This window comes from Litchfieldia sinesaloumensis, assembly GCF_900156865.1.
GTDB lineage: Bacteria > Bacillota > Bacilli > Bacillales > Bacillaceae_L > Ferdinandcohnia > Ferdinandcohnia sinesaloumensis.
This window is the reverse complement of the sequence record NZ_LT732529.1, coordinates 4398365-4424546: the sequence shown is the minus strand read 5'-3', so window position 1 is coordinate 4424546 and position 26182 is coordinate 4398365. Positions and strand designations below refer to the sequence as shown.

Sequence of the window (26182 nt, the reverse complement as noted above, 5' to 3'; positions counted from 1 at the left end):
TAGACGATTTCTCCTTTTTATTAATTCTTTGCAAGTTTCGGTTGTATGCCTTGTTTCGGTTTGTTTTTTCCGGTAATATCCTCTTCCTGTTTTGCACGTTTGATGAAAAATGCAAGAATTAAAGCAAAGAGAGTTAAGAAGGTGGAAATAAAAAATGTAAAATTGATACCGTCAAGCATAGCTTGCAACTCAATTTGAAGACTCTGTGCTTCTGTTGGTTGTCCTTGAAAATTCTTAAGTAGGTTGGCTGCAGACGCCTCTTCTCTTAATGACATAAGAGTAATTAAAAATCCTGTACCAATCGCAGCAGATACCTGATTAAGTGTGTTATTTACTGCTGTACCATGTGGATAAAGATTTCGTGGTAATTGGTTCAATCCATTTGTTGAGACTGGCATAAATACCATTGACATCCCAAACATTCGGATTGCATGTATGATGACTAAATACGTGTATGTTGTTTCGACTGTTAATTGACTAAAAAGATATGTAGTAACAGTCGTAATCGTTAAACCAATTACTGCCAAGATTCGTCCGCCATACTTATCAAATAAACGACCATTTATTGGCGACATGACGGCATTTAGGATAGCACCTGGTAAAAGCATTAGGCCCGTATGCATTGGCGAAATCCCTAAGATCGTTTGAGCATATATAGGTAAAAGCAAGAAACCAGAAAACATGGCCATATTGACAACCATAGATATAGCTGATGCTAATGCAAACATTGAATACCGATAGACACCAAAATTCAGCATTGGGATGTCAAGTTTTGATTGTCGTATAATAAACCAAGTTAAAGAGATGATACCAATCACAATTGTCCCATAGACGAATGGATTTCCCCAGCCCATGTTCCCAGCTGAACTAAACCCATATAGCAAACCACCAAAACCAATACTCGATAAAATTAATGAGAAAAAGTCTAGTTTTAGAATAACTTTTTCCTTTTTATCTTTAAGCATGATAAAGCCAAGTATAAATACAATACTTGCGATCGGTGTAATAAAGTGGAAGAGCATTCTCCAATCATAATGTTCTATAATCCAACCAGATAGAGTTGGTCCAATCGCGGGTGCGAACATTAGGATTAATCCGAATACCCCCATTGCAGTTCCCCTTTTTTCTACAGGGAAACTAACTAACATAACATTCATTAAAAGCGGCATCATAATTGCCGAACCGGAGGCTTGGATCATGCGTCCTGAAAGCAGGATTGAAAACTCATGAGCTGTACCCGAAAGAATCGTACCAATAGTGAACAATCCCATTGCTACAATAAATAAACGGCGAACTGTATATTTCTCAATTAAAAAAGCTGTCGTGGGAATAAGGATTCCACTGACAAGCATAAATCCAGTAGTTAACCATTGAACTGTCGATGGTTCTACTTGTAGCTCCGTCATAATAGAAGGAAGAGCTATGTTTAATAACGTATTATTCAAAAAAGATATAAAAGCTCCAACCATCAAAATGGAAAGAATACCATATTGAGGTCGTATCTGTTTTTCGGACAAATCCATTTATAATCCCCCACCATTTACCCTGTACATTTGATAAGACATAATTATTCCATCATACGATATATCTTATATCAGGGGTATTAGGATGTAAAGAAATGTAACTTTTCGATTTTGTTCTAGAACATGCTTAGGTTATAGTTTTTTGAAAGGAGTTCAAGTAACTTTATCCCAGCTATACTGTTACCTTTATCATCTAATGCAGGACCAAATATACCTATTCCAAATTTTCCAGGCACAGACCCCATGATACCTCCTGCCACACCACTTTTTGCAGGAATCCCTATTTTTATTGCGAACTCACCAGATGCGTTGTACATTCCACAAGTCACCATAAACGTTTTACAAATGCGAGCAATTTTTGCTGGCATAATCTGGTTACCTGTTTGCGGATCTTTTCCATCCAAAGCAAAGACAATGCCAATCCTAGCTAAATCAAGGCAGCTCATTTCAATCGCGCATTGTTTTGTATAGAGATCAATGAGCTCGTCTACATCCTCTTCGATGATATGATGCTGCTTTAAAAAATAACATAGTGCCCGATTTAGATGTGCCGTATCATACTCTGAACGTGCAATCTCTTGATTGAATTGAATACCATCATTACCAGATAGTTCACGAACAAACTGTAATAATCGTTGAAACCTATCCTCAATCGATTCTCCTTTTATCATATGAGTTACCGCAAGTGCTCCCGCATTAATCATCGGATTCAAAGGCTTAGATGGTGCCATCGATTCAAGCTTTGCAATCGAGTTAAACGGATCGCCTGTGGGCTCCATCCCAACTCGCTCAAACACATACTCCTTACCTCTGTCCATCAAAACGAGTGCCAGAGTTATAACCTTAGAGATACTTTGCAGGGAGAACTTCTTTTCAATGTCTCCCGCAGAAAAACAACGTCCATCGGGAAAATTGAGTGCAATCGACAAATCATTAGGATTTGCCTTTCCGAGTGCAGGAATATAGTCAGCCACACGTCCACTTTTTGTTATTTTACGTGCTTCGTTAACCAATTCCTTTAATTCATCATTTGATTTACAAGGCATTTTCATCACCAAAGGTAGTATTTACTAAATGGAGTGCTACTATGTTATAAAATTTATGTTGGACTTGACTAGATATGGGACATTAGCGGTCAGATATGGGACACAGGTTCAGATTTATGGGACATTGGTGAAATTTTTGGGACACAACTCTAAGTTTATGGGACACATAACAACTTATATGGGACAAAACCAGTATTCTAGCGTAGATTGTCGTTTCTAGCCCGATATTTAAAAAGGCCCATTCCCGAGAATGGGAAGGGCTATTGTTAACTACTCAACGCCAAATGCTGGTAGGCAATGTCCATATTGTTTTTGAGTTTTTCGGGATCATCATGATAGACGACCTGTCCTTTGCTTAAAATGTATACATCGTCAGCAATTCGTAGTGCTGTTGAAATATTTTGTTCGACTAGCAACATCGACATTCCGGATTCTTTTAAAGCCAAAAGAACATCCATCACTTCACTTACCATTAATGGTGAAAGTCCCTCAGTCGGCTCATCAAGTAAGAGGATTTTCGGATTCCGCATTAAGGCTCTACCAATTGACAACATTGACTGCTCTCCGCCACTTAATGTTCCAGCATGTGATTTTTCACGTTCTTTTAAGCGTGGAAAGTAATGAAAAATCTTTTCTAGATTCCAATCCCCTTTTTTCGAATCAGCAAAGACAGTTAGATTTTCAGTTACGGTTAAGTTCGGAAAAATTCTTCTCCCCTGAGGTACGATCCCGATTCCTTTCTTAGCAATCTGATGACTTTGAAGTGGGGTAATGTTTTGATCTTCAAACAAGATTTCCCCCTGAACCTTATTTACAAAGCCAATAATCGAACCTATCGTTGTTGTCTTTCCCATTCCGTTTCTGCCCAGCAAGGTTACAACCTGGCCTTCTTTGACTTCGAGATTAACACCATGAAGGATATGACTCGAGCCATAGAAGCTATTAACGTCTTTCAATTTAAGCATGTGTAGCCTCCTCCTGACCTAAGTAGATTTCCTTAACTTCTTCATTTTCACGGACGGCTTCTGGTGTTCCGTCGGCGATCAATTTACCAGTATGGAGGACGATTACTCGGTCCATGTTACCGAACAGGACATCGATATCATGCTCAATCATACAAATCGTTACTTTTTTTGGAAGCTTATTTATTAGCGCAATAATTTGATCGGTCTCAACCTGTGACATACCAGCTGTTGGTTCGTCTAATAGAAGTAACTTAGGCTTACCCGCAATGGCCATGACAATCTCAATTTGCCTTTGTACACCATAAGATAACTCTTGTACTTTTGTATTGCTATACTGTTCAAGATTCCATTCTTTTAAAAGTGCGTCTGTTTCATCATGCAGTGCGCGATAGTTTTTAATACTGATAGTCTTCCACCACTGGGTATGTTCCTTTCTCATTTTTTGTAATACAAGAAGTACATTTTCTCTAACAGTTAACCCAAACATTAAATTGTTCTTCTGGAATGTTCGAACGATTCCATTTTCTGTTCGTTTGTAATTTGGAACCTTTGTAATATCACGTTCAAAATACGAAATTGTTCCCCCGGTGGGGTTCAAATCTCCCGCAATCATATTGAAAAAGGTTGTTTTACCAGCACCATTTGGCCCGATTAGACCTACGCGTTCCCCAACAGAAACCTTCAATGTTATATCTTCAATTACTTTTAACCCTCCAAAATGCTTTGACAGATTATCAATTGAAAGAATTGTTGTCATCTCACATCCCCCCTATCCATTCATTTTCGACTGCTGTTTAATTGGTTCAATTGACTCTTCAATATATTTTTCCGGGGCAGGAAGGGGCTTTACTTTAAATAGGCTTCTTGACACCCTGTCGAAAATACCAGCAATACCTGAAGGAGCAAAAATGGTGAATAAAATGAAGGCTGTACCAATAATCATCATCCAACTTTCAGTGTAAGAGCTAATAATCGTCTCCAATACAACGATAAACGCTGCTCCTATAACAGGTCCCCATAACGTCCCAGCTCCACCTACTAGAACCATGATCAAGACCGACCCTGATACAGTCCAATACACATCTGTTGGGGCAACGAAACCGTTAAAAAATACATATAGACCACCTGCTAAACCACCTAATGTGCCCGCAATCAAAAAGCTAATATTTTTATAGAAAGTTGTGTTATATCCAATTGATTTCATTCGATTTTCATTTTCCTTTATACCGATAAAGACATATCCAAGTGGAGAATGAAGAAGTCTATTAATGCCGAAAATAACTACAGCAAATACGACTAAGATAAAATAATAGATAAACACTTGATTAGATAAGAAGAAATCCCCAAATACGCTCGGCGCAGGAATTCCTGATAATCCATTGGATCCGCCAGTTACATCTGTCCACTGATAGATAACAGAGTAAACCATTTGAGAACATGCCAGTGTTAGCATCAAAAAGTAAAAACCATGTGCTTTAGTAGACACAAATCCAATCAGAATTGCCAGTAAGAATGCAAGTATCATCCCGATGGCAATTGTCACAAATACATTCGTAGACAGATGACTCGCAGCAAGACCTGTTGCATAGGCACCTGCTCCAAAAAATGCAGCATGACCTAAAGAAACTAATCCGGTCTGACCGACTAAAATATTTAAGCTAATAGCAAATATCCCAAAGATTAAAATCTCCGACAAAATATTTATATAGTACAGAGAAACGAAAAATGGAGCAGCAACCATCAAAACGAATAATAAACTACCTTTCATCCATTGTTTGCCCATTTATGCTCTCCTTCCTATCAATCCTTGCGGACGGATAATTAATACAGCAGCCATTAGTGCAAATGTAATAATCAAGCTTAATTCTGGGACATAGAAGCGGCTGAATGTTTCAACCATACCTACTAATAGGCTTGCTGCAATCGTACCCGATACAGAGCCAAGACCCCCTACAACTAAAACGACAAGAGATAAGATCAGGATGTTAAATTCCATTCCAGGTGCTACCCCAAGTATTGGTGAACCTAGTACTCCACCTATTCCAGCTAAAAAGCTTCCGAAGAAAAATACGAGTGTAAAAACAAGGTGGATATTGATTCCTAGTCCACCAACCATCTCTTTATCGGATAACCCAGCACGAATGACGGCTCCCCATTTTGTTTTTTCCTGAGTGTACCAAAGGACAGCTGCAATAATAATTCCGACAACGATTAAGGCTAAGCGGTATGAGGGAATCATATTCCCCATAACCTCAACTGATTGGCTCAGGAATGCTGGTGGGGTTACGGTCATAATATTTTTCCCCCAAATCATCGCGAAGAGATCATGGAAGATGTATGCAAGACCAAAGGTTAACAAGACTTGTGAAAGGTGGCCAAGCTTATAAGTGGGACGTAGTAAAACGACTTCTAAAATCAATCCAACAATAGCTATAATAAAAGGCACAACTAAAAGAGCGACCCAAAATGGCAGCCCTGACTTTACCACAATTGAATAACCAATGTAGGATCCTAATAAGTAAAGGGAGCCGTGTGCCAAATTTAACACTCCTAAAATACCAAAGACGAGACTAATCCCACATGTAATAATAAAAAGGAGAAATCCGTAGCTGAGTGCATTCATCAATTGTAAGACTAACGTATCCATTACTAACCCCCTATTAGAAAAGCACAAGGCGCCTGGATTGAGGAACATCGACTAACTACCGCCACGTCCTGTGGCGAAACGTCGATGTCAGCACTTCTGAGTGCATGTCAAGCACAAGACAGCTGCTTTCTAGAAGGCGCTCTATGCCTTCCGAAGCGATTGGCTTGTGACCTCGAGCCGATGGCGCCTGGAGCTAGACATTATAAAAATAAGAAACTTATTGCTTACATTTCCTTATTTACCTGGATCTACAACTTCCGGTACAGTGTCAATTACTTTATTTTCTGTATTTTCACCGTCAAGGTACGTTTCAACGATATATAGGTTTTGAATAATTTGATGTGTTTCTGGGTCGAACTTAATTGGACCTCTTGGGCTATTGAGTTCAACTTTTGAGATTTCTTCCACTAGTTTATCAGGGTCAGAAACATCTCCGTTTAATGCTTCAATTGCCTTTGCCATAATCGCCGCTGCATCATAACCTTCTGCAGACTCGATACTTGGTCTCATGTTAAATTTCGCTTCATACGCTTCAACGAACTTTTTATTTTCAGGAGTATCAAGGCTATAATCCCAGAAGATTGAAGCGATGATACCCTCTGGAGCTGTACCTTGCTGTGGACGAGTATCCTCAGCTGTAAGCCACCCTGAACCAATCAATGGGATTTTCCCTTTTAATCCATATTGTTCATATTGTTGAACAAAACGGATTGCGTCTGTACCCGCAAAGAATGCATAAATACCATCAATGTCATCACGATTCATTTTTGCAAGGTAAGAAGAGAAGTCATTATTCCCTAGTGGTGCAAATACTTCTTCAACAATTTCTCCACCTGCTGCAAGGTAAGCATCTTTAAATGCCGCTGTTGCTTCGTGACCAAATGCATAGTCAGCAGCTGTTAAATAGATTTTCTCACCAATATTGTCATACGCCCATTGGCCCATTGAGTGTCCAATTTGGTAGGAAGAGAAAGAGGAACGCCAAATATAATCACTTCGCTTTGATCTTGTCAGATCATTTCCACCGGCATGTGAGACTAGAAATGGCACTTTGTTCTTATCAACCTCATCACGGATTGCATAAGCAACTGCTGTACTGATTGGTCCAGTTAAAATATCAATCTTATCTTGTTCCATTAATTTACGGAGCTTACGTAATGAAACTTGTGGATCTGCCTCAGTGTCTTCATGAATAATTTTTATTTCTTTACCCGCTACTTCCCAACCGATTTCCTCAAAATAAAGTTCCATACCATTCATTACATTTTCACCAAGTGATGCATATACGCCAGTTGATGGCAACAAAGCCCCAATTTTAATTGGTTCATCATTTGAAGAATCAGTAGTTGTTGGTTCTTCCTTTTCATCTTTCTTGTTATTCTCCGTAGTCGTACTAATCGCCCCTGAGCTACATGCAGAAAGTAATAGAACAAATGCCAACATGATCAACCAATTTCTTTTTACTAGTTTCATGGTAACCCTCCCTTATTTTGGAAACGCCTTCATTTTGACCCTCTTTGGTGGAAAAATTGATTTACACAAACAAACCGGTATTATGTAACAAATCCCCCCTTTCCAAACTTCCTAACTTTTTAATATTTTGAATATTATTATAGTTATAACTACCCAAATATTCAATACATTTTTAAAACTTTCAAATAAAAAACGTAATGAGTTTTCTGTTTTAAACACAAAAAAATTAGTTTGTAGCCTGAAAAAAGGCTCGGCAATTACCGAGCCTCGTTGAGCAATACAACCTATATCCACTGATAAGTACGTTTATTTATATCTTTTAGGATGTGAAACTATTTATTTTTAATTAAATTTTGACGTTCACAATTTATTACGCAATTTTTTCTTCCGTAATTTTAACGATTCACTATTTCCTTAATTTAAAACGTTGCATTTTGCCAGAAGCCGTTTTCGGAATCTCATCCATGAATTCTATAATTCTAGGATACTTATAAGGTGCCAGGTTTGACTTTACATACGCTTTTAATTCGGCCTGCAGTTGCTCTGATGGCGCCACTCCTTCTTTAAGTACAATACAAGCCTTTGGTAGATCTAAGTTATCTTCTGTCTTAACACCAATAACGGCAACCTCAAGTACAGACTCGTGTTTAAGTAGAGTAGATTCCACCTCGATAGGAGATACCCAGATTCCACCTACCTTCAACATGTCATCTGAACGGCCCGAATACCAAAAATACCCCTCTTCATCTTTGTAATATTTATCACCAGTATACATCCACTCGCCCTTTAGTTTTTTCTGATTTTCAGCGATGTTTGCCCAGTAGCCACCTGTTAGACTGTCCCCTTTAATCACTAAGTCACCGACCTCGTTTGGTCCAACTTCCTCGAAGTTGTCATTGACGATTTTCGCTCCATAACCAGGGACAGGCTTTCCTGTACTTCCTGGTCGAATATCTCCAACTCGATTGGATATAAAAATATGTAGTGCTTCTGTTAGTCCAATTCCATCTAAAATATCAAGATTAAAGAGCTGCTTCCATTTGTTCACAAAAGTATCAGGGAGGGCCTCACCAGCAGAAACACAAACTCTGACTGAGGATAAATCAGGAATTCTACCAGTTCGCTCTACATAGTTAATCAAACTACCATAAAGCGTTGGAACTCCAAAAAAGATGGTAGGTTTGGTCTTTTCTATTGTTTCAAACACTTTATCAGGTGTAGGACGCTCTTTTAATAGTACAGTTGTCGCCCCAGCCCCTAATGGAAAATACATTCCATTTCCTAGTCCATATGCAAAGAAGAGTTTTGATGCAGAGAAGGTAATGTCATTTTCGGTGATTCCCAGCACTTGTCTAGCGTACGTGGTATACGCTGCCTCCATGCTTCTCTGATGGTGAATAACACCTTTTGGATTCCCAGTACTACCTGAACTATAAAGCCAGAAAGCAGGGTCATCCTTCACTGACATAAATGAGTTAAGCTCTGTAGAAGCATTTTTCATTAGTTCGTGGTAGTCAATTTCAGTTGTGTCGACTGCCGTATTATCTGTAACGACGATAACATGCTGAAGAAAGACAAACCGGTCTCTATTTGCCTTAATTTTGCTCCAAAGATCCTCGTGAATAACGAGCACTTTTGAACGACTATGGTTTAAGAGGTATTCATAATCCCCTGGCTGCAACATAGTGTTAGATGGGATTGGGAGTGCACCAATTTTAATTGCCCCATAAAATGCTACTATATTCTCAGCAGTATCATGCATAACCATTAGCATTCGGTTTTCATTTTCAACACCAAGCTTCTTGAGAGCGTTTCCAAATTGGTTAACACGATTATGAAGCTCTTGATAAGTAACTTGTTCATCTCCACTTACTATCGCTACTTTCTCCCCAAGTCCATTTCGTACATTTTCTTCAATAAATCTATCGGCTGCGTTGTACTTCGTTGCGATTCCCTTTAAATCCGAAGCTACCTTTATCACACTTTTCCTCCTTACCTATCTCTTATTATAGATAGTAAAATTTAAGATAGTGGAGGTACATGACTACCTCCACTTTTCTGGAGTAATTCATAGTTGATATTTGATATTGGCACTGTAAATATAGTGCTTATAAGCCGTAATGAAGAATGGAATCTATTAATTTGATACTATTCAGAGATTTTTATTTTTAAGCTCTTTTCTTATACATTGTTGCTTTTTCAAAGGTTGATTTCCACTTCAGGCGGACGCTTTCCGCGGGCGTGGCTTGAGCCTCCTCCTGCGCTCTGCTACGTGCGGGGTCTCAAGTCTCACGCTTTTCCCGCTGGAGTCGCCGCCTTACGCTACAATCAATTAAAATTCTAGTATTTCTAGAAAAGATACAATAATTACAATACTGTCTACATTTATAATTATTAGCACTATGAATATAGTGTTATAGAGCAAAATGGTAGGATGGCCTTCGCGCCATGGGTCATTTTTTCACATAGAAATCCGATTACTTACCTTGCCAATTTGGCTCACGCTTTTCAATGAATGCACTTAACCCTTCTTGTGCATCTTGTGAACGGAATAATAGATTTTGAAGTTCGCCCTCATAACGGATCGCTACATTAAGTGGCATTTCTTTACCGTTCATAATTGATAACTTAATGTTAGATGTAGCATAAGTAGCGCTGTTTGCAATCTTCTGTGCATACTCTAACGTTTTGGCTCTCGTTTCTTCCTGTGGGAAAATGCGATCGACAAGTTTAATATCTAATGCTTCTTGTGGTGATAACGTTTCACCTGTAAGATTCAAGTCTAGCGCTTTAGAATGTCCAACCTGGCGAGCAAGACGCTGTGTACCACCAGTACCCGCTAATACACCTAGTGAAACTTCTGGAAGTCCAATTTTACCTGCTTGCTCCCCCATGAAACGCAAATCACAAGCTAGAGCCATTTCTAAACCACCACCAACTGTGTGACCCTCTAAGCAAGCAATCCAGATTTGTGGCGAACGCGCAATCTTATCTAGTGTTTCATTACAGAATAAGCAGAACTGCGTTTTAAAGCGTGGCTCAGCAGATTTTAAGAAATTGATATTTGCTCCTGCTGAGAAGAATTTTGGCATATCACTCATTAACACAACTACTTTAATGTCATTGTCAAAACGGATATCATCGATAGCCGCATTTAATTCTTTGTAATAATCTAGGTCATAAGAATTTGTTTTGTTAACATGAATGTGAACTTCAGCGATACCATCTGCTTTTTTGACAGTAAGAGTTTTTGTCTCTAAATTAATTGACATTTTTACATTCCTCCAATTTATCTAAAAATTATTTATATAAATTATATTCTGAAAAGATTTAACGGACGTTCCCCATTATATGAGACAACACTCTTTGTTTCAGTGTAAAGATCTAGTGTCTCAATACTTAACTCTCTTCCAAAACCTGACTGCTTATAGCCACCAAATGGTGTGCCTGGGAAGGCTGAGATTGGACAATTCACCATCACAATACCTGCACGAATTCCTTCTGCAACGCGGTGTGCTCTTCCGTGATCTTTTGTCCATACTGCCGAACCAAGTCCAAAGATGGAATCATTGGATTGCTTTATTACTTCTTCCTCATCTTTAAACTTCATGATAACGACTACAGGACCAAAGACTTCCTCTTGGGAAATTCGCATATCGTTAGTGACATTTCCTATGACGGTTGGTAAATACCAGTATCCTTTTTCGTATTCGCCACCTTCTGGTCTTTTTCCTCCATAGAGAATTTCTCCACCCTCTTCAATTGCCAATTTTACATATCCATCAACAACTTCCTCATGGTCTTTGGAAATAAGGGCGCCCATATGTGTTTCCTTATCAAAAGGATCACCAACCTTTAGTTTTTTTGCTTTTTCGATAAATTTTTCGACAAATTCATCGTAAATATTTTCGTGTACAAATAGCCTTGAACGTGCTTCACAGGATTGACCTGTATTGTAGAAGATTCCATAAATAGACCCCACTACTGCACCATCGATATCCGCATCATCGAATACGATATTTGGAGATTTCCCCCCCAGTTCTAAGGTCACACGCTTTAAATTTGTTGATGCTTTTGCCATAATGTCTTTACCAGTTTCTGTTTCACCTGTAAAGGCTACTTTATCAACACCAGGGTGAGTCGTTAAGTATGGACCAATTACGGAACCACTGCCTGTTATGACATTTACTACACCCGCTGGCACTCCAGCTTCATGGCAGATGTCAGCAAGCATATAAGCTGTGATTGGCGTATGTGAGGCTGGCTTTAGAATAACCGGGCATCCAGCAGCAATAGCAGGTGCAATCTTCCAAGCAGCCATCATTAATGGGTAATTCCACGGGATGATTTGCGCGCACACCCCTACTGGTTCTTTTACTGTATAGTTAAAAAATCCATTCGGAACTGGATTTGTGCGCCCTCCAAAGGTTGTAATCGCGCCTGCATAAAATTCAAAGTCCTCAATCGCTTGGCCGATTTGCCCCTTTGCAGCAGCAACCGTTTTTCCACTATTTAATACTTCTGCTTCAACAAGATCATTAAAGCGCTCACGCATAATTTCAGCAATTTTGTTTAGCACCCTCGCTCTTCGTGCTTGGGGCATTTTAGGCCATTTCCCATTTTCAAATGCGTTCCTAGCAGCGTCAACTGCACGGTCCACATCTTCCTTTGTCGCTTTAGCCACTTTCGCAATTACTTCACCAGTTGCAGGGTTATAGGTTTCTGTAAATTCATTATTGCTACTATTCGAGTATTCTCCATTGATCAACAGTTGGTACGTTTCTTTTAACTCCACCATAGATGTTTTTTCACTCCCTACATTTTTTCAATTATCGTTGCGATTCCTTGACCAACACCAATACACATCGTTGCTAGCCCATATCGTACATCACGCTTTTGCATCTCATGAACTAGTGTTGTTACAATTCGAGCACCGCTACAGCCTAATGGGTGCCCCAATGCTATCGCACCGCCGTTGACATTTACTTTTTCCATATCTAGCTCAAGTTCTTTAATACAAGCAACAGATTGTGCTGCAAATGCTTCATTTATTTCTATTAAATCGAGATCCTTAACAGTTAGACCTGCTCTTTGCAATGCCTTTCTTGTTGCTGGGACTGGACCAATTCCCATATAGTCAGGATGTACACCACTTACTGCAGATGTTACCACTCGAGCAATTGGTTTTAATCCTAGTCTTTCTGCCAGTTCTTTTTCCATCACGAGAATAGCACTTGAGCCATCATTTATTCCTGATGAGTTCCCAGCAGTAACCGTCCCATTCTTACGGAAAACAGGTCGTAGCTTTGACAGTGTTTCTAGTGTCGTCTCTGGTCTAGCATGTTCGTCTTCCTTAAAAAGGAGAGGGTCTCCTTTTCTTTGTGGAATTTCAATTGGCACAATTTCATCATTGAATCTCCCACATTGAAGTGCTGCTGCATACCTTTGTTGACTCCTAAGAGCAAGTTCATCTTGTTCTACTCTTGAAATACCATATTTCTCTGCTATATTTTCAGCGGTTTCACCCAAACTGATTGGGGGATACATTTCATTCATCACTGGATTTACCAGACGCCAGCCGAGCATCGTGTCATGTAAGGTTTGATTCCCTTTTGCATTTGTTACATGAGGTTTCATCATCACGTATGGTGCACGGGTCATACTTTCCGTACCACCTGCAATGAAAACATCACCTAAACCGGATTTAATTGCTACAGCTGCTTGATTTACAGCCTCTAATCCTGAACCGCATAAGCGGTTCACCGTTACTCCTGGTATTGAAACGGGTAGCCCAGCGAGGAGCAAGCCCATTCTTGCTACATTCCGATTATCTTCACCAGCTTGGTTTGCACACCCGAATAACACATCTTCAACGAGTGATGAATCGAGATCTACACGTGACATTAACTGCTTTATTGCATGACCAGCTAGATCGTCTGGTCTTATGCTTGTAAGTGATCCGTTTAGCTTACCAATTGGTGTTCGAACAGCATCAATTATGACCGCTTCTCTCATACTGAAAGCTCCTTATTTGATTGCTTTTTATAATGGTAGAAACATTTATCGGTCTCTCCGCCGATCCAGCCTGCGTATACAAGCTTGCGAATTAGTGGTGCAGGACGATAACGTTCTTCACCTAACTCACGATACAAGCCACTTAATACTGCATAAATATCATCAAGTCCAATTTCAGCTGCCCACTCAAGTGGACCCTTTGGATAATTGGTACCTTTTTTCATAGCGATATCTATGCTTTGCGCTTCTGCGGTTTGCTCTGTTAATGCATAGGCCGCCTCATTAATAATCATTGATAAAATTCTTGGGAAAACGAGGCCTACTTCATCCTCCACAAGCTCTACTTCCTGATTGATCAATGAAAAAATTGTCGCAGCCTGATTTATATAATCTCGATCAGCTTGTAATGGCAATGATACCTCGATCAGACTACCTTCTTTAAAATTCGCAAAGGTTCCAAACCCTACTACTCTTTCAGGGGTGGTTAACCACGAAGCAACCTCAGTCGCAGTGACACTAAGAGTCGTTGATAAAATTAAGGTAGTTGGTGATACACTTGCCTCAATTTCTTGGAGTCTACGTTTCTTTTCTTCCTTGTCAAGATTAGTCGTTTCAATCACAACATCTACTTGGACATTTCGTAACTGCTCATCTACTACTTGAACATGCGGATGGTCTCGAAAGGATTTGGAGAGTTCCTTTGCGAGTAAATTATCGCCTGCAATGATGACCGATTTAGTTGTCATATTCGTAGAACCCTCCTTTCGTTTTTCTTCCGAGACTCCCTGATTGCACCATGCGTTCCTGGTAATAATGTGGGCGGAATCTACTCTCTCCATGAAAGCCTTCATATACCGATTTTGTGGTAGCAAAATTGATATCGATCCCAATCAAATCCTGTAATTCAAACGGACCCATTTTAAAATTACCTGCTCGTTTCATGATTCGGTCAATTTGTTCAACTGACGCGATTTTATCATTCATAATCCGAAGAGCTTCATTGTAAAAAGGTCGTGCTACTCGATTCACGATAAAACCTGGAGTATCCTTACACACTACTGGGTTCTTATTGATTTCATTGGCAAATTGTACAAGAGTTTCAACAGTTGAGGAAGCTGTTTTTAACCCTTTTACCACTTCTACAAGCGGCATAATTGGCGCCGGATTGAAAAAATGTAAACCTGCGATTCGCTCAGGATTCGCGCTTTGACCAGAGATTTCTGTTATCGAAAGTGAGGAAGTATTCGATGCCAAAATCGAATCTTTCGTACAGATTTCTTCTAGTTGTGAAAAGATTGACCGTTTAATTTCAAGCCTTTCGGGCGCAGCCTCAATTACCAATTGGCATTGTGCAAAAGAGGCCATATCCGTTGTCACATCCAAATCCTTTTTTGCTTGTTCAGAGGAAGTAGTACTAATCTTTCCTTTAGCTACCAATCTATCTAACTTTGATTCTATTGTTTCTTTTGCACGTGTTACTGCTTTTTCATCGATATCGAAGAGAATGACAGGGTAGCCATTTTGAACGAGTAGTTGAGCAATCCCTGCACCCATGGTTCCTGAACCGATGACTCCTACTTTTTGGATATGCTGCATGTATTTTCGATCCTTTCTAGAGGATGTTCAAAAACTCTAACATCGTTCTTTCATCATCCTTTTTGAACACGCATTCTACTTAGCACCTTGTTCCTTTTGCCAGCGAATGTATTCGAATACACTTTTACACTCATTACAATAGTATTGCCTAACTAATTGGGCTGTACCAAAGGAGGAAATCTTCTTAACATTCTCAGATGAACAAAATGAACATTCAACATTCTCTTGATTAGCCGACATTTTGTTTCGCCACATCCTTTGAGAAACCTTCAACTGCGGTATCGAATTTCTCTACTAATCTCGCATCCTTTGGGATGATGTTTTCTGTGACGAGATACATATCATTTTCTACCTTAATCAACCATTCCTTGGCTTCTTGTGCCGTTTTTGTAATGGCTTCACGGCATCTTCTTGGAATGGAACCCTTATCAAGTAAAAGCTGCTCACACCAATTCTCAGAATAAATTAGATGCTCTTGCTGTTCTTTAAGCAACTTTGTAAAAGGAGGATTCACATTTGGATTGTTTGCTTCAATCATCGCTCTCATCACAAGATCAACAGCTACATTCGTTACGTATAGTCCCGCAATAAGTTCAATCCAGTTTCCAATTTCAACGTTCTGTCGGAAGGCTTTACCAGTCTGATGCTTAACTTCTTGTTTGACCCCCGTTAAATCTGATACCCAGCGGTAAAGAAGTCTTGAATGGCCAAGTTCCTGCTGAGCCATCGCAATTGATGAAAGCGTTGCTTCCAAATTAGGACCACTAATACCAACTTCAACTAATCGATCCCCTAAAATAAACTTGTTATCAGCAATTGTTTCGCCAAGTTCGATTAACGAAATATGTTCCTTAGTCATCTGTCTCACTCCTTCGCAAATAATGGTTCGGGACTTCGAACACTAACAAGTGCATCTTTTTTCACCACATACATTTCAACCCAGTCTTCTTCATCGTAAATATGCTGTGCATAAATTTTAGCTAAGTCATCATTAACCGCTTTGAATGTTCCCACATGAATAAGTTCATCCCCACGATTGATTCGAGTGAGAAGAAGGTAATCATGTTTTTTTGCTACTTCTCTTGTCATGAACTTACCCCCCAGTGCTTTAATTTGTTTTTCCCTTCTTCACTAAGGTTTGCAGTCGTCCAAGGTGGGTCCCAAACAACTTGGATTTTTACATCCTCAACCTCTTCTTCCTTTAACAAACGCTCTTTGATATCGTTTTCAATCCACTGCATACAGGCACAACCAGTAGATGTGTACGTCATTTCTACTTCTAATTCACTTCCATTTTGAGTTATGTTATAAATTAAACCCATATCCACAACACTTATTGGAAATTCAGGGTCCATCACTTCCTTAAGAGCATCCCAATACTTAGTTGTTATTTGCTCTTTTTGGATGATTCCGCTCATGTTTATGCCTCCTCTGCTCTCATTTGTTCTAACTCCCAAGCACCTTTTTGGATGCGAGTAACAAATTCCTTATTTTGAGGACCTCTTTGCTTAAAACGTTCGATTGCCCCTTCCCATGTGTCTGGTTGATCTGTAAGCCATTTTTTGTTTTCAGGATCAAATTTACAAGGGAACGGTACGTCGATTACATATTTACCTTGCTCTTCATCGTAATGTGCTGGGACTTTAATTCCGATAGATTCACAGAATGGAACAGCTGTAGATAACCATTTTTGTCTAAGTTCATCATTACTACGCCCTTTTAATCTGTAATCGAGTTGAGCTGAACGGCTCTTTAAGTTATCTGCCACCCCGAAGAATTCTAGTGCCATTAAGAACATCCAATCAACTGCGACCTGTACCTGCTTTGCCGTTTCTGGATTCTTCATCGCATTTTTCATAATGATTTCACCATTACGGAGATGGAATAATTCCTCTTTATCAACCTTTACTAGTGCACGTTTCCAAGGTCCATATGAAGTATGTTCATACGCATCCCCTAAAAGCGTATATCCCGAACGGTCAAACAAACCGTTAAAGACTCCTAGTTCAACCCAGTTATCTAATTTAAAATCGAATGCATAAGGATTTTTCCAGCGGTTCGGTGGTCGGCGATAGAGCATTTCTTCTGTATCCTCACCGAGGTCTTCTAGTAAGCGGTAAGCAATATGGGCATGACCAATTTCATCTTGCATAACTGCTAGTGCGGTAATTTTATAGTTTAGGTTTGGGGCTTGATCGTAGACTGTCAATAGTGGTGGGACGCTAAGAAGTTCTGTATCTCCTACAATCGCAAGTGTTTGTTTTAGCGCTTTCAAATATTCGTCATTCATATCTTCCATGCGCTCAACCATAAATCCATTTTGAACTTTCTCCTGTAATACCTCAGCTTCTTTTATACTCATCAATGAACACCTCTTTGTATTACGTTTTTTAAACTATCGTTTATATTATGTAATATAGAATATTTTAAATTCTTTGTCAACATGTTTATATTGTTTTTTAGACGTCAAATTTTAAATCGTAATAGATTGGTGGTTTTTTAGATGTGGGATTTTGAAATATTTCGTTATGAAGGACTTTTGTGCGGGAGATTCATGCATTCGGGATTTCATCGAGGCTATGAAGGACTTTGCGGACGTGGGATTCTTGGCGTTCGGGACTTCATCGGGGCTATGAAGGAGTTTGCGCGCGAGTTGACACTTCGTTTTCCTTTTCATCAAACCTTTGAAGAGGAGTTTGCGCCCAACGACACTCACTTTTCCCTGTCATCGAGGCTATGAAGGGGGTTTGGGGCAAGATACCTCATCTTTTTCCTTTTCATCGAGCCTATGAACGGGATTTCTCTCTTCCCGGAACTTCGTTTTCCTCTTCATCGAGCCTATGAACGGGATTTCTCTCTTCCCGGAGCTTCGTTTTCCTCTTCATCGAGCTTATGAACGGGATTTCTCGCCCCCCAAACAATCCGTTTTCCCTTTCATCACTCTTTTGAAGAGGATTTGGTACAATATCCCGCTTCGTCTTCCCTTTCATCCATCAACACAAAACCCCAAGATTGCTACTTAACTAGCAATCTTGGGGTTTCTATAAACATATTCATATTTTCCTAGTTTGAGTCGTACCTAACATACACAATCGGATCTTGCCTATGTTTCAGTATCCGACCTTCACGTTCTAGATAGTTGAGGTGAGCAATTGTTTCGGCTATCGCAAAACGCCATTGATGTGGGTTCAGTTCCCTATGCGAAAACAACACCTTCGCAATCTCATATGTCGTTTGATGGTCAGCCAAGCTTTCAATATAGGCTAGCCGCTCTTCATGATGGTATATCAGCTCAGCAATACGTTCGCCCACATTCAGAACAGGCGCATGATGCGCAGAGTAAATCTTTTGAATGGAGTAGGCCTTCACCTTTCGTAGTGAATCAATATACTCATGTAATGGATGCTGACTAGCACCTGGCCACACACTAATATTCGGCGTAATTCGTTCGAGTATATGGTCTCCTCCAATTAAAAGTTCTTCCTCTTCCTGATAAAAACAAACATGCCCTGCACTATGCCCAGGAGTATGAATGACAGACCATTGTTTATTGCCTAACTCGATCTTGTCACCGATCGGGTTTGGGAAAGGTAATGGGAGCATATTTTTATGTAACTTCTCCATATGCTCAGCAATTCCATCAGCTAAGTCTTCAGGAACACCATGCTGTAGTACCATTTCCTTCATTTTTTCAACCTGAGAACTACCTTCTCCCCAGACACGGGTAATCATTTCTGCATCTACCTCATGCATATATAGGGCAGCACCCGTTAACTGCTGCATCCAGCCAGAAAGCCCGGAGTGATCGGGGTGAAAGTGTGTGAGATAGATTGTATGAATATCACGTGGAACAAGCCCCAGGTGGTCAAAAATTTCCAGCCACGCATCTCGAGCTTCACGATAGTTTAATCCGACATCAATCATGACATATCCATCATCTTGCTTAAATAGATAACAATAGACATACTTCATCGGAAACGGCACTGGAATCCCTATCCGATAACCACCACATTCAATTTTTTCAATATTCATGGCTCACCTCCACTAAAAACTTAATTAGATATAAATCTCACCAAATGGATTGATTGCTTTATCACGTTGACTTTCAAACTCACGATCAGGTGCACCCTCAAAGACAGACTCAAAGTACCGGATGGACGGGATAGATAATAGCTGATGAATATTCCAAAATAATTCCCGAGCCTTTATACCAATCCATCCCTCAGGTAATAAATCCCTCGGGAAACCAGGATCTTGGTAGAGGAATTTACGATACTCATGAACAAGTACTGTTTTTTCAATAAAACATTCCTCGTCCTTTAACGTATTATTTAATGCCTTTTCACGTAGTTCCTCGAACTTGGGTGTAAAACGATCAATGAACGTTTGATACTCGTCCCTTACCATATCTAAGTCCCAACCGATATCAAGAATGCTCTGGTTATCATGTGAAACAATCGAAGATGATGTAAACAAGAAAGCGTAATCTTCAATTTCGTATTCCTTAATCATTTCTATCACTTGATTTTCAACTGGATTTGGTGTTACTAGTGTACTATTTGTCAGATTTCCAAACCCCGTCCAAATCAGCTCTTTACGGATTTTATTACGGATTTCTCGTTTTTCCTCTGGAAATGAGTATGTAAGTATTCTCCACTTTTGGTCCCATGTGTGATTTTGGGTAGCATAAACTCTGCTTACCCCTTCATCTACACGCCCTTTTGATGTGACAGAATAAAAACTTTTCTTCCCCACTTTCCGTACTTGTAGTAGGTTATTTTGAACCATCCGAAATAGGGCACCCCTAACAGACGATTCGGATACACCAAATTGTTTCATTAATTCAATTAAACTACCAACCCAAATTTCTCCTCCATAATATTTAATATACTCACCGTATAGCGTAAACATTAAGGATCTAGGTTTCATAAAAGTCACCACACCTATAATTTTTTATTATTTTCGAATATTGATTCTTTCCTTTTATTATAGAGGATTTTGGAAATTATGCATTAAAAAGTGGTCTTTTTCCTGCTTCATTTGTGTGGAGATTTTCTTTTAGTATGGAAAGTACGTCATTAGGTATTGGAACCGCTTTAATTTCAGTTGGTGTTTGTTTGACCCACCCGCGTATTTCATACCCATGTCCCGTTCTTGTCTCTCCTCTGAAAACTTCATGTCTGAGCTTAATGGTCTTTGTTTTTATTTCTTCAACCTCTGTTTTAATCGTAATAATATCATCATAAAATAATGTCTTCTCAAAACTGCATCTTGCGTCAAGCATGGGTAGGATAATTTTGCGTTCTTCTTCTAGAGTATTTGGTGATAATCCGCAACTTCTGAAAAACTGGTGTCCCGCAATGTCAAACCACTTAAAATAGTTCGGGTAATACACAATCCCAGCCTTATCGGTATCGCCCCAGTTAACAATGATTTGAAATTCATTTGATCTCACAGTACTCCCCCTAGTGTTAAAAAAAGCCCGGTAAAGGACACCGAGCCTTAAGAACATTAATTTGAAGTTTGATGCTTTTTAAATAGAGGTCGATATTAATTCAATTCAATTGACCTTATTGTCCGCTCCAATTTGCTTCACGCTTTTCAATGAATGCACTTAAACCTTCTTGCGCGTCTTGTGAACGGAATAATAGATTTTGAAGTTCACCTTCGTAACGGATGGCTACGTTAAGCGGCATTTCTTTACCATTCATAATTGAAAGCTTAATGTTAGAAGTTGCGTAAGAAGCGCTGTTTGCAATCTTCTGTGCATACTCTAACGTTTTCGCTCTTGTTTCTTCTTGAGGGAAAATGCGATCAACTAGTTTAATATCTAATGCTTCTTGAGGTGTTAAAGTTTCACCTGTGATATTAAGGTCAAGAGCTTTTGAATGCCCTACTTGGCGAGCAAGACGCTGTGTACCACCTGTACCTGCTAATACACCTAAAGAAACTTCTGGAAGTCCAATTTTACCTGCTTGGTCCCCCATGAAGCGTAAATCACAAGCTAGAGCCATTTCTAAACCACCACCAACTGTGTGACCCTCTAAGCAAGCAATCCAGATTTGTGGTGAACGCGCAATTTTATCTAATGTTTCATTACAGAATAAACAGAACTGAGTTTTAAAGCGTGGCTCAGCAGACTTTAGGAAATTGATGTTTGCTCCTGCCGAGAAGAATTTTGGCATATCACTCATTAGTACAGCTACTTTAATATCACTGTCAAAACGAATGTCATCAATTGCCGCATTTAATTCCTTATAATATTCGAGGTCATAAGAGTTTGTTTTGTTTACATGAATGTGAACTTCAGCGATACCATTAGCTTTCTTTACTGTTAATGTTTTTGTTTCGTTTACTGTAGTTGTCATTCTTCATTACCTCCTAGAATTATGTATTACGCTTTTTAAACTTTCGTAATTAATTTAAAATATACTGAATGTTTTTTAAATTATCAAACCTGTGTTTCCTTCGTTTTTTAGGGAAAATCATATCTTTTCTCTTTCATACTCTTACTTACTATGTTTTTGGAGGTTTTTTAGACGAACGTAAAAAATACATAATTAATATTCCATTATGTGTTATTATGGAATTAATTACATATTCTCTATTAAAAACGTGAATATATGATTATTAAGGAGGTACCAATGAAGGGAAATAGGAGATTCCACGATCTATATGAGAACCTAAATATTCATACGATTAGTTCCGGAATTGTTGCGGCCATCTTTGGATGTACAGGTCCTGCACTGATTATTATTGGTGGTGCAGCAAGTGGTGGTTTGACACATGAACAAACGATTAGCTGGTTATTTGCCGTATACTTCTTTGGCGGACTATTGGGTCTGTTTTTATCCTTAAAATATAAACAACCCATCGCTGGGGCATATTCTATTGCTGGTGCCGTGTTAGTTGCTGGTGCTTTGTCCCATTTTTCATTATCGGAGGCGGTTGGTGCCTATCTGATCGCAAATTTAATTGTACTTATACTTGGCATTACGGGTTTAATTAATAAAGTCATGAATTGGATCCCTGTTCCCATCATAATGGGAATGATTGTTGGTGTCATGATGCGATTTGCAATTGAGATGATTACTTCAGTTGAAGTGTCCCCTATCCTAGCAGGTTCGGCTATCTTAGTATATTTGCTATCTTCACGATTCATTAAAAAGATACCACCAGTGCTAACTGCATTAGTCGTCTCTGTGCTACTTGCCGTCGTGATGAATGAATTCAATTTTTCAAATGTACAAAGTTCGTTTGTACTCCCTCAACTAGAATTACCCACTTTTAGTTTTAATGCGATTATCTCCCTATCTATACCTCTTGCAATTTTGATCATTTGTACGGAGAATGCACAATCGACTGGAATCTTAATGGCGAAAGGGTATAAACCTCCCATTAGTGCCATGGCCGTTTTTGGTTCTATTTTAGGGTTTATTGCCTCCTTTTTCGGAGCGCACGCCATCAACACAGCCGGACCAATGACAGCTATTTGTGCATCAGATGAGTCAGGAAAAAAAGAGGGACGATTTGCTGCTTCCACTACAAATGGTGTTCTCTTTGCAAGCTTTGGTGTGTTTGCTGCCTTCGTTGTTCCTTTTGTTATTGCGATGCCAGGTGTGATTGTAAGTACAATAGCAGGGTTGGCGATGATTGGTGTACTTTTAAACTCTTTAAAGATTGCTTTCTCAGATACAAAATTTCAAATGGGCGCTTTTTTCGCATTCGTTATTGGAATGTCAGGTGTGAATTTCTTTAATATCGGTGCACCTTTATGGGCGATAGTTGGCAGTATACTTGTCTCCTTATTAATTGAGAGAAATGACTTCGAAAAGAAGATTAGAGTGGAGAATAATCTAAAACCTGGAGCATGAATGATTTTTGTAAATAGAAGGACATACTAACCACATGCGAAAATCTCATAAGGGGTGATCAACATGAATATAGATGTCACATCTATCTACGACAACATGCCAGATTTTTCGAATCATATGGAAGCTAGAGAATGGTTTAAAAATGAATTTAAAGACAGATTTTTCTTACGAACTCATACAGATAATGATGGGAAAATGTCTTACTTTTACCACATCGTTAAGGATCCTGAAACGTACCAGCGATATATGGAAAGTTTCGCAAGCGATGAAAAACGAGAAATCACCGAAATGTCAACATTTGAAAGCTACACTACCGTTGAAATCACAGAAGATGGAGATGTGAATATTACTCTATAGGAAAAAGGAGGCTCCTTTCAGGAACCTCCTTTTCAACTAATGCCTTATTCCCCTTTTATCGACTTCTCAGTTTGTAACTCTTTATTATTGAGTATAAATGCAGTCATATCGTCTTTGGAGATTGGACGGCTGAATAGAAAGCCTTGTATTTCATCACACCCCATATTCAGGAGGATGTCACATTCTTCCCACGTTTCAACGCCCTCTGCGACAACGTTTAACTTAAGACCATGGGCAATATCAAAGATTGATTTTACCATCAACGCCTTTTTATCGTTATTGTTGATATTCGCGATAAACTGCCGATCAATTTTTATCTCATCAATCGGTAGTTGCAATAATTGATAGAGAGAAGAATAACCTTTTCCAAAGTCATCAATTGAGATGTGAACACCTAACTCTTTTAATTTCCGTATCTGTTCTGCAACCTGATGTTGATCAGAGATAAACACACTCTCTGTGATTTCAAGCTTTAAATAGGATGGCTTTAATCCCGAGTCATTTAATGCTTTCTTCACCATCGATACCAAGTAATTCTGTTGAAAATGCTTTGCTGATAAGTTTACCGAAATTGGCACATGCAGCAGATTTTCTAGCTGCCATTGTTTATTTTGTCGACAAGCCTTTATCAGTGACCACTCATCGATTTGGGGAATTAGACCAATTTCCTCTGCAACCTCAATAAAAACACCTGGATTCACAGTGCCCAATTGAGGGTCATTCCAACGAAGTAAGGCTTCAATTCCAGTTATTTTACCTGCTAAGGTTTTTGGCTGATAGTATTGTTCAAAGCCTTCCTTATCAACTGCTACTCTCAGTGCAGTTTCAATAGCTATTCGCTCTTCAAATTTATATTTCATCGATTCATCAAAGAACTGAACAGTATTTCCGCCCTTTTCCTTTGAATTATACATCGCAATATCCGCTGACTTCACTAAAGTATCCAAATCTTCTCCATCATCTGGGTACATACTAACTCCAATACTCGCGGTGATGTAATGCTCTTGGCCAACTAATGTAAAATAGGATGAAAATTCTCTAACAATCATTTGTAATGTTTTATCTAACTCTTCATTACGATTAATAGAGTGTACAACAACAAACTCGTCTCCCCCTAGTCTAAAAACCTGCCTATTCTCTTCCTGTAGCTTCATTAGCTTTTTACCTGTCACTTTTAGAAGTTTGTCCCCTTCCTCATGCCCTAAGGTATCATTAATTTGTTTAAATTGATTGAGGTCAAGAAAGATAATGGCAATCTTTTGAGATAAGTCTCTGCGAATCAATTCTCGCACATATTTTTGAAAGAAATAGCGATTAGGCAAAGAAGTCAAGCTATCATAGAAAGCAAGCTTATGGAGCTTGTCCTCAGATTCCTTTAACCTTGCTGTTTGTTCTCTTAGTATGTGGTTCATTTCGATACTCTCTTGGAATTGCTCCTTAAGCTTATCCCCCATCTTCTTGAGGTTTTTACTCAACAATCGAAGCTCTGATATAGAACCTTGTGGCCATTGAATAACCTCCGAAGAATGCAACTTTTGTGGCAATCCTGTAGTAATTTTCGTCAATTGTCTCAAATTGTTTGTTAGCAATCGACTGATAGCCGTAACAAAAAAGATAGCCGAGATTGCAAGCAGTAGTAAATATTTAAGCTGATCAAGTGATATTCTAAAAATTTGCTGTTGATATTGAACAATTGGATATTGCAACACGATTTGAAATGAGTTCGTATCCTTCTTATAAAAATAAAACGCATCCATCCATTTCGTCATTGGCGATAGATCATCTTCTTTTATTGGCAAAGCCTCAAATAGATTGGATGTTATCTCCTTAATTTCATAATCGTTAAGATTGAGTTGTAGGGAGGCAGTCGCTGCAACTACATTATTCTCTTGATCCAAAACGATAATGTTGCTTTCAGGATTTTTGTTTCTTGATAGAACCTCTTCTATTTGTAAAACATTCAAATTCCCATGGTTTTGCTCCAATTGAAACAGTTCGTTCTCAATTCGATTTACTCTCGTTTCACCTGCACCAACTATGTCACTTTTAATCACTTCAAATGTATTTAACGTATTTGTAATTACGCTGATAAAGAAAGGTACAAGAATGGTGAAGATGGTTATTTGGGACAGAAACTGATGTACAGATACATTATTTTTATTGATTCGATTATTCTTAACAAATTTATAGAATGGAAAGTAAGCTAAAAGCATATCTGCTATTAACACATTTAACAAACCATTTGCCACTACTTTGCAGATGATGAAATAAAGTGCAGTCCCAGATAATGACCCTTGGAATGTAAAGTATAGAAGCGTAATTCCAATAAAAAACCAAAAAAATGCATCAACGAAGAACATTTTTGCTTTTCGATTTCGCAAGAAGAATGCACCAACAAAACAGGTTTCTACAAACATAATGATTGTATGATAGGAACTACCGGAATAAAATTCACCATAGAAGATGGCAATGACTCCGGTTACAATAGCAGCAAGATAGCCATATATGCGGAGGACCAAGAACATAAATATGCTCGCAAAAGTAAATGTAATTCCGTAAAGTAGCGTTAAGTTAAATTGTGACGCTAACAAAACCAATCCCATCAGGACTACCAATAGGATTTTGTCTGTATGTATCATACTTTTAATTCGCGAAAATCCTATCATAAATATCCCCTAGCTTTTAA

26 protein-coding genes are annotated in these 26182 nt (G+C 38.9%); 2 read left to right on the top strand and 24 right to left on the bottom strand.

Features of this window, described 5'->3' with window-relative positions; all coding sequences use genetic code 11:
- Positions 1-20 precede the first annotated feature (20 nt).
- The 23 genes from CZ490_RS21530 to CZ490_RS21420 all read right to left on the bottom strand — a co-directional run bounded on the left by CZ490_RS21530 (position 21) and on the right by CZ490_RS21420 (position 21633).
- Positions 21-1523: a DHA2 family efflux MFS transporter permease subunit gene (locus CZ490_RS21530; RefSeq protein WP_077620786.1), complete on the bottom strand. Its 1503-nt coding sequence runs from the start codon at positions 1521-1523 to the stop codon at positions 21-23.
- A gap of 116 nt (positions 1524-1639) precedes the next feature.
- Positions 1640-2569 (bottom strand): glutaminase A, encoded by a 930-nt coding sequence (glsA, locus tag CZ490_RS21525; RefSeq protein WP_077620785.1) that lies wholly within the window; start codon positions 2567-2569, stop codon positions 1640-1642.
- 266 nt (positions 2570-2835) lie between these two features.
- Positions 2836-3534, bottom strand: coding sequence for an ABC transporter ATP-binding protein (locus CZ490_RS21520; RefSeq protein ID WP_077620784.1), 699 nt, complete (start codon positions 3532-3534; stop codon positions 2836-2838).
- Positions 3527-4291: an ABC transporter ATP-binding protein gene (locus CZ490_RS21515; RefSeq protein ID WP_077620783.1), complete on the bottom strand. Its 765-nt coding sequence runs from the start codon at positions 4289-4291 to the stop codon at positions 3527-3529. The genes CZ490_RS21520 and CZ490_RS21515 overlap by 8 nt, the downstream gene beginning before the upstream one ends.
- A gap of 12 nt (positions 4292-4303) precedes the next feature.
- Complete coding sequence (locus tag CZ490_RS21510; protein WP_077620782.1) at positions 4304-5317, bottom strand: branched-chain amino acid ABC transporter permease; 1014 nt, start codon at positions 5315-5317, stop codon at positions 4304-4306.
- Complete coding sequence (locus CZ490_RS21505; RefSeq protein ID WP_077620781.1) at positions 5318-6181, bottom strand: branched-chain amino acid ABC transporter permease; 864 nt, start codon at positions 6179-6181, stop codon at positions 5318-5320. It lies immediately after the preceding gene.
- A 234-nt stretch (positions 6182-6415) separates the two neighbouring features.
- Positions 6416-7654, bottom strand: coding sequence for an ABC transporter substrate-binding protein (locus CZ490_RS21500; protein ID WP_077620780.1), 1239 nt, complete (start codon positions 7652-7654; stop codon positions 6416-6418).
- 406 nt (positions 7655-8060) lie between these two features.
- Positions 8061-9635 (bottom strand): benzoate-CoA ligase family protein, encoded by a 1575-nt coding sequence (locus CZ490_RS21495; protein WP_077620779.1) that lies wholly within the window; start codon positions 9633-9635, stop codon positions 8061-8063.
- 496 nt (positions 9636-10131) lie between these two features.
- Entirely contained in the window at positions 10132-10926 is a 795-nt protein-coding gene (locus CZ490_RS21490) for an enoyl-CoA hydratase/isomerase family protein (protein ID WP_077620778.1), read from the bottom strand.
- Positions 10927-10967: 41 nt separating this feature from the next.
- The gene (locus tag CZ490_RS21485; RefSeq protein ID WP_077620777.1) at positions 10968-12452 is read right to left on the bottom strand and encodes an aldehyde dehydrogenase family protein; all 1485 of its coding nucleotides are present in this window, start codon (positions 12450-12452) and stop codon (positions 10968-10970) included.
- Positions 12453-12469: 17 nt separating this feature from the next.
- Positions 12470-13669 (bottom strand): thiolase family protein, encoded by a 1200-nt coding sequence (locus CZ490_RS21480; RefSeq protein WP_077620776.1) that lies wholly within the window; start codon positions 13667-13669, stop codon positions 12470-12472.
- Positions 13666-14415: a 3-hydroxyacyl-CoA dehydrogenase family protein gene (locus CZ490_RS21475; protein ID WP_077620775.1), complete on the bottom strand. Its 750-nt coding sequence runs from the start codon at positions 14413-14415 to the stop codon at positions 13666-13668. Before CZ490_RS21475 ends, CZ490_RS21480 begins: the two co-directional genes overlap by 4 nt.
- Positions 14405-15265, bottom strand: a complete 861-nt coding sequence (locus CZ490_RS21470; protein WP_077620774.1) for a 3-hydroxyacyl-CoA dehydrogenase NAD-binding domain-containing protein — start codon at positions 15263-15265, stop codon at positions 14405-14407. The genes CZ490_RS21475 and CZ490_RS21470 overlap by 11 nt, the downstream gene beginning before the upstream one ends.
- Positions 15266-15340: 75 nt before the next feature.
- Entirely contained in the window at positions 15341-15505 is a 165-nt protein-coding gene (locus tag CZ490_RS23135) for a PaaD-like zinc ribbon domain-containing protein (RefSeq protein ID WP_419095753.1), read from the bottom strand.
- Complete coding sequence (locus CZ490_RS21465) at positions 15495-16124, bottom strand: Phenylacetic acid catabolic protein (RefSeq protein ID WP_077620773.1); 630 nt, start codon at positions 16122-16124, stop codon at positions 15495-15497. Before CZ490_RS21465 ends, CZ490_RS23135 begins: the two co-directional genes overlap by 11 nt.
- 5 nt (positions 16125-16129) lie before the next feature.
- Complete coding sequence (locus CZ490_RS21460; protein ID WP_077620772.1) at positions 16130-16354, bottom strand: hypothetical protein; 225 nt, start codon at positions 16352-16354, stop codon at positions 16130-16132.
- The gene (locus CZ490_RS21455; RefSeq protein ID WP_077620771.1) at positions 16351-16683 is read right to left on the bottom strand and encodes a metal-sulfur cluster assembly factor; all 333 of its coding nucleotides are present in this window, start codon (positions 16681-16683) and stop codon (positions 16351-16353) included. The genes CZ490_RS21460 and CZ490_RS21455 overlap by 4 nt, the downstream gene beginning before the upstream one ends.
- Before the next feature lie 2 nt (positions 16684-16685).
- Positions 16686-17627, bottom strand: a complete 942-nt coding sequence (locus CZ490_RS21450) for a Phenylacetic acid catabolic protein (protein WP_407639795.1) — start codon at positions 17625-17627, stop codon at positions 16686-16688.
- A gap of 424 nt (positions 17628-18051) precedes the next feature.
- A complete protein-coding gene (locus tag CZ490_RS21440) occupies positions 18052-18255 on the bottom strand; it encodes a hypothetical protein (RefSeq protein ID WP_077620769.1) in 204 nt (67 codons plus the stop codon).
- A gap of 73 nt (positions 18256-18328) precedes the next feature.
- Positions 18329-19297, bottom strand: coding sequence for an MBL fold metallo-hydrolase (locus CZ490_RS21435; RefSeq protein WP_077620768.1), 969 nt, complete (start codon positions 19295-19297; stop codon positions 18329-18331).
- Between the two features lie 24 nt (positions 19298-19321).
- On the bottom strand, positions 19322-20194 hold the full coding sequence (locus CZ490_RS21430; RefSeq protein WP_077620767.1) for a PaaX family transcriptional regulator: 873 nt from the start codon (positions 20192-20194) through the stop codon (positions 19322-19324).
- Between the two features lie 76 nt (positions 20195-20270).
- Complete coding sequence (locus CZ490_RS21425) at positions 20271-20720, bottom strand: acyl-CoA thioesterase (RefSeq protein WP_077620766.1); 450 nt, start codon at positions 20718-20720, stop codon at positions 20271-20273.
- Between the two features lie 115 nt (positions 20721-20835).
- Positions 20836-21633, bottom strand: a complete 798-nt coding sequence (locus CZ490_RS21420; protein ID WP_077620765.1) for an enoyl-CoA hydratase/isomerase family protein — start codon at positions 21631-21633, stop codon at positions 20836-20838.
- Between the two features lie 276 nt (positions 21634-21909).
- Here CZ490_RS21420 and CZ490_RS21415 point away from each other — a divergent pair, with 276 nt between their 5' ends.
- Positions 21910-23139, top strand: a complete 1230-nt coding sequence (locus CZ490_RS21415) for a benzoate/H(+) symporter BenE family transporter (protein WP_077620764.1) — start codon at positions 21910-21912, stop codon at positions 23137-23139.
- 63 nt (positions 23140-23202) lie between these two features.
- Entirely contained in the window at positions 23203-23496 is a 294-nt protein-coding gene (locus CZ490_RS21410; protein WP_077620763.1) for a hypothetical protein, read from the top strand.
- Positions 23497-23540: 44 nt separating this feature from the next.
- Here the strand turns inward: CZ490_RS21410 and CZ490_RS21405 are convergent, their stop codons facing one another.
- Positions 23541-26162 (bottom strand): putative bifunctional diguanylate cyclase/phosphodiesterase, encoded by a 2622-nt coding sequence (locus CZ490_RS21405; RefSeq protein WP_077620762.1) that lies wholly within the window; start codon positions 26160-26162, stop codon positions 23541-23543.
- Positions 26163-26182: the final 20 nt, after the last annotated feature.